Annotated in this window: 6 protein-coding genes; 4 read left to right on the top strand and 2 right to left on the bottom strand. The window is 69.9% G+C overall.

The window, feature by feature from the left end; translation table 11 throughout:
• A partial coding sequence (locus ACTS11_RS19405; protein WP_442641934.1) for a GntR family transcriptional regulator occupies positions 1-391 on the bottom strand: 391 nt, incomplete at its 3' end.
• Positions 392-508: 117 nt separating this feature from the next.
• Between ACTS11_RS19405 and ACTS11_RS19400 the strand changes: the two genes are divergently transcribed.
• Genes ACTS11_RS19400 through ACTS11_RS19385 form a run of 4 tightly spaced genes read left to right on the top strand, consistent with a single transcriptional unit; the run spans position 509 to position 4,298 of the window.
• Entirely contained in the window at positions 509-1,747 is a 1,239-nt protein-coding gene (locus ACTS11_RS19400) for a CaiB/BaiF CoA transferase family protein (RefSeq protein ID WP_442641933.1), read from the top strand.
• A 24-nt stretch (positions 1,748-1,771) separates the two neighbouring features.
• Positions 1,772-2,557, top strand: a complete 786-nt coding sequence (locus tag ACTS11_RS19395) for an enoyl-CoA hydratase (RefSeq protein WP_442641932.1) — start codon at positions 1,772-1,774, stop codon at positions 2,555-2,557.
• A complete protein-coding gene (locus ACTS11_RS19390; protein WP_442641931.1) occupies positions 2,554-3,021 on the top strand; it encodes a PaaI family thioesterase in 468 nt (155 codons plus the stop codon). Before ACTS11_RS19395 ends, ACTS11_RS19390 begins: the two co-directional genes overlap by 4 nt.
• A gap of 11 nt (positions 3,022-3,032) precedes the next feature.
• Positions 3,033-4,298, top strand: a complete 1,266-nt coding sequence (locus ACTS11_RS19385) for an aminotransferase class V-fold PLP-dependent enzyme (RefSeq protein ID WP_442641930.1) — start codon at positions 3,033-3,035, stop codon at positions 4,296-4,298.
• Here the strand turns inward: ACTS11_RS19385 and ACTS11_RS19380 are convergent.
• Positions 4,295-4,491: hypothetical protein (locus ACTS11_RS19380; RefSeq protein WP_442641929.1), on the bottom strand; the 197-nt coding region annotated here is incomplete at its 5' end. The two genes, ACTS11_RS19385 and ACTS11_RS19380, sit on opposite strands and share 4 nt — an antisense overlap.

Here is a 4,491-nt window from a genome sequence, read left to right as displayed (position 1 = left end):
CGCCGTAGGTGGCGCGCATCTCCTCGAGGTTGCGCTGGAGGCGGGCGGGCAGCTTCGGCTCCTGCCCCGCCGCCACGCGCCGGGCCGCGGCGCGGCAGGCCATGGCGAAGATCGCGCCGCGCAGTTCGTAGAGATTGCGCACCTCGGCGAAGGTCGTCTCGTGAACGAAGGCGCCGCGGTTCGCGACGAGGTCGATCAGCCCGGAATCCGCGAGCGAGCGGATCGCCTCGCGCACGGTGCCCCGGCTGACCCCCATCGCGTCGGACAAGGCGAGTTCGTTCAGCTTCTCGCCGCCCGCGAGGTCGCCGTCGACGATCATGCGCTCGATCTCGCGCCGCACCTCGGAGGCGAGTGTCGCCCGGCTGGCGCCGATGGTCTTGCCCGTGTTCATGCCCATACTCCCCTGTGTCACGCTGCCCGGAATTTTGTCAACATTCAACATTCATATTGCCTTGCCACGGCATATGGCATACACCCTCTCACGGATGCGGTTCCAATAGGAGGCAGAATGTCACAGCCTGCAAACCCGAGGCCTGCAACCGTGGCTTCCGACGCCGAGGCGGACGGATACGCGGCCGCCAGCACGGCCCTTGCGGGCCTCCGGGTTCTCGACCTCACCCGCGTCCGCTCGGGACCGACCTGCGTGCGCCAGCTTGCCGACTGGGGCGCGGACGTCATCAAGATCGAGGCGCCGGTGGACGAGGCGCAGTTCGGCGGGCCACGCCACGGGCCCGACTTCCAGAACCTCCACCGCAACAAGCGCAGCATCACGCTGGACCTCAAGTCCGAGGCGGGCATCGCGGCCTTCCGCAGGCTGGCCGACACGGCCGACATCATCGTCGAGAACTTCCGCCCCAACGTGAAGGCGCGGCTCTGCATCGACTATGACACGCTGTCGAAGACCAATCCGGGGCTGATCTACGCCTCGATCTCGGGCTTCGGACAGGACGGGCCGCTCGCCGACCGCCCCGGCTTCGACCAGATCGCGCAAGGGATGGGCGGGCTCATGTCGATCACCGGTGAGCCCGGGCGCGGGCCGATGCGCGTCGGCATCCCGATCGCGGATCTCTGCGCGGGCCTCTTCGCGGCGCAGGGTATCCTGATCGCCCTCCACGAGCGGCAGAAGTCCGGGCGCGGCCAGTGGATCCAGACCTCGCTCCTCCAGGCGCAGGTCTTCATGCTCGACTTCCAGGCGGCGCGCTGGCTGATGGACGGCGTGGTGCCCAGGCAGGCGGGCAACGACCATCCGACGACCATCCCGACCGGCGTGTTCCGCACCGCCGACGGGCACATGAACATCGCCGTCACCGGCAACGTGATCTGGGGCAAGTTCTGCGACACGATGGGCCGCCCCGACTGGCGCGACGACCCGCGCTTCGCAACCGCCGCCGCACGCTCCGAGAACCGGCACGCGCTCAATGCCGAGATCGCGGCGATCACCGGGACGGCGACGACGGCCGAGTGGATCGACCGTTTCAACGCCGCGGGCGTGCCGGCGGGCGAGATCAACGACATCAGCCAGGTCTTCGCCAACCCGCAGGTGCGCCACCTCGGCCTCGCCCAGCCCGTCGTCAGCCAGGAGCGCGGCGAGACCGAGCTCGTCGGCCAGCCGATCATCATGAGCCGCACGCCGAGCCGCATCGCCGCGCCGCCGCCGACGGCCGGCCAGCATACCGCCGCGATCCTCGCCGACCTCGGCTATACCGAGGACGAGATCGCCGAGATGAAGGCGCAGGGCGCCATCTGACACGTTGCAAGGGACCGTGACGACATGACCGACAAGATCCTCACCGAGCAGTCGGGCGAGATCGCCCGCATCATCTTCAACCAGCCCGAGAAGCGGAACGCCGTCTCGCTCGAGATGTGGGAGGCGGTGGAGGCGGCCGTGACGCGGTTCCAGGCGGACCCCTCGGTGCGCATCCTCATCCTCTCGGGCGCGGGCGGGAAGGCCTTCGTCTCGGGCGCCGACGTCTCGAAATTCGAGAGCGAGCGCGCGAGCGCGGAGGCCGTGGCCCACTACAACGCCACGACCAAGCGCGTCTACGACATGATCGAGGCCTTCCCCAAGCCCACCATCGCGCAGATCGACGGCTTCTGCGTCGGCGGCGGCGTGGCGCTGGCGCTGTCCTGCGACCTCAGGATCTGCGGCCAGGGCTCGCAGTTCGCCATTCCGGCCGCGAAGCTCGGCCTCGGCTACGGCTACCCGGGGATCAAGCGGCTGGTGGACGTGGTCGGCCCCTCCTTCGCCAAGGAGATCTTCTTCACCGCCCGCCGCTTCGACGCCGAGGAGGCGCGGATCATGGGCCTCGTGAACCGCGTCGTGCCCGACGACAAGGTGGCCGAGACGGCGGAGGAGACCGCGCGCATGATCGCCGAGAACGCGCCGATGACCGTCGCCTCGGTCAAGTACATCGTCGGCCAGACCGTCGCCCACGAGAGCGAGCGCGACCTCGCCGAATGCGACGCCCGCGTGAAAGCCTGCTTCGACAGCCAGGACTACATCGAGGGCCGCCGCGCCTTCCTCGAGAAACGCAAGCCCGAGTTCGTGGGGGCATGAGCGGAGCGAGGATCGACGTGGCGGACGCGCGCGCGCGGCTCGACCGCGCGCTCGAGGACCACGCGCAGGCCTTCGAGCGCTTCTTCCTCGCGCGGTTCCTCGACCTCACCTTCGCCTACCTGCCCGAGGACGCGCCCGACGCCGAAAAGCAAGTCTGCCGCCTCACCTTCCCGGTGACGGACATGCTGCGCAACCCGCAGGGCGCGCTCCATGGCGGGGTCATGTGCACGGCGATGGACATCTCGATGGGCCATCTCGTCGCAAAGGTCGCGGGGCCGGGCGCCACGATCGAGATGAAGGTGCAGTTCATGCGCCCCGTCACGGGCGGCACCGTGATCTGCGAGGGCAGCTTCACCCGCCGCGGACGCAGCCTTTCCTTCATGGAGAGCAAGCTTTACGGCGAGGACGGGAAGCTCGCCGCCCATGCCACGGCGACGTGGAAGATGCCCGACCCGAAGACCTGACGGAGACGAGAATGCTCACCGAGAAACCCGGCCTGATGGACGCGATCCGCGGCCGTTTCGCCCATGTCGACACCTGCCCCTTCGAGGGGCCCCGCGTCTTCTTCGAGAACGCGGGCGGCGCGCTGACGCTGAATTCCGTGGTCGAGACCTCCGCGAAGTTCGCCGCGATCCCCGACAACCAGGGCCGCGACAACCCCGCCGCGCACGCCCTCGTCGCGCTGATCGACAAGGCGAAGGCGGACATGCGCGTCTTCTTCAACGCGCCGAAGGGGCAGTTCTTCGTGGGCGAGAGCGGGACGGAACTCCTGTTCCGGCTGATCCGCACCGCCATCGTCGGCACGCCCGAGGGCCGCGTTCTGGGCTCGACGCTCGAGCATCCGGCGACGCGCAGCGCCGCGCGGCACTGGGCCGAGGTGACGGGCAAGCCGCACATCCTCGTGACCCATGACGACGCCACGGGCTGCGTCGGGCCCGAGGCCTACGCCCCCGAGGTCACGCCGGACACGCGGGTCGCCACGATCCTGCACACCTCGCCCGTGACCGGCATGGGCGTGGATGTCGGCGCCGTCGCGGCCGAGATCCGCAAGGTCGCGCCCGACTGCATCATCATCGTCGACGGCATCCAGCACGCAGCCCACGGCCGCCTCGACATCGAGAGCTACGACATCGACGGCTACGTGGTCTCGCCCTACAAGGTCTTCTCCCGCCACGGCTATGGCGTCGCCTGGGTGTCCGAGCGGCTCCACGCGATCAGGCACGAGCACCTGATCGACGCGCCCGGGAACCCGTGGGAGTTCGGCACCCGCGACACCGGCGCCTACGTCACCTTCTCGGACGTGGTGGACTACTTCGACTGGCTGGGCGGCGAGGTCTCGGACGAGACGGACCGCCGCAAGCGGATCGTGGCCGCCGGCGAGGCGATCCACGACCACGAGCAGCGCCTGACCGACGCGATGATCCACGGCGTCGGCAACATCAAGGGGCTGAAGGACATGGACGGCGTGACGGTGCTGGGCGGCATCGACAACCCGCGGCGCGAGGGGCTCGTCTCCCTCACCGTCGAGGGGATGGCCGCGCCCGACGTGGTGACGAAGCTGCGCGAGCGCGGCATCCGCACCCACACGCGCAAGGCCGACCACTACTCGGGCAACATCCTGACGCCGCTCGGCCTCGAGGCGGCGGTGCGCGTCTCGATGTGCCACTACAACACGGAAGCCGAGGTGGCGCAGTTCCTCCAGGCCATGCGCGAGATCACGGAAGGCGCGGACGCGGCCTAACCGGCCAGGCGCCTCAGGTCGGACAGGAGGGCCGGGGGGAGGTCGATCCCCCCGGCCCTCGCCGTTTCAAGCGCCGCGAGCGCCCGCGCCCCCGGCAGGCGCGGCGGCGGGCCGTCGCCCGCGGGCGGCGTCGCCGCCAGGATCGCGGCGGCCGCGTCGATGCGCGCGGCGAGCGCGTCGGGCGCGATCAGCG

Origin of the sequence: Roseicyclus sp. (assembly GCF_052168335.1) — a bacterium.
GTDB lineage: Bacteria > Pseudomonadota > Alphaproteobacteria > Rhodobacterales > Rhodobacteraceae > Roseibacterium.
Note: the sequence above shows the minus strand (reverse complement) of the source record. Positions and strands in the feature narration are given on the sequence as shown.

Excerpts from the sequence above, each read along its gene's own strand:
- ACTS11_RS19395 (WP_442641932.1), top strand. The coding sequence starts at position 1,772 with ATGACCGACAAGATCCTCACCGAGCAGTCGGGCGAGATCGCCCGCATC.
- ACTS11_RS19400 (WP_442641933.1), top strand. The coding sequence starts at position 509 with ATGTCACAGCCTGCAAACCCGAGGCCTGCAACCGTGGCTTCCGACGCC.
- ACTS11_RS19390 (WP_442641931.1), top strand. The coding sequence starts at position 2,554 with ATGAGCGGAGCGAGGATCGACGTGGCGGACGCGCGCGCGCGGCTCGAC.
- ACTS11_RS19385 (WP_442641930.1), top strand. The coding sequence starts at position 3,033 with ATGCTCACCGAGAAACCCGGCCTGATGGACGCGATCCGCGGCCGTTTC.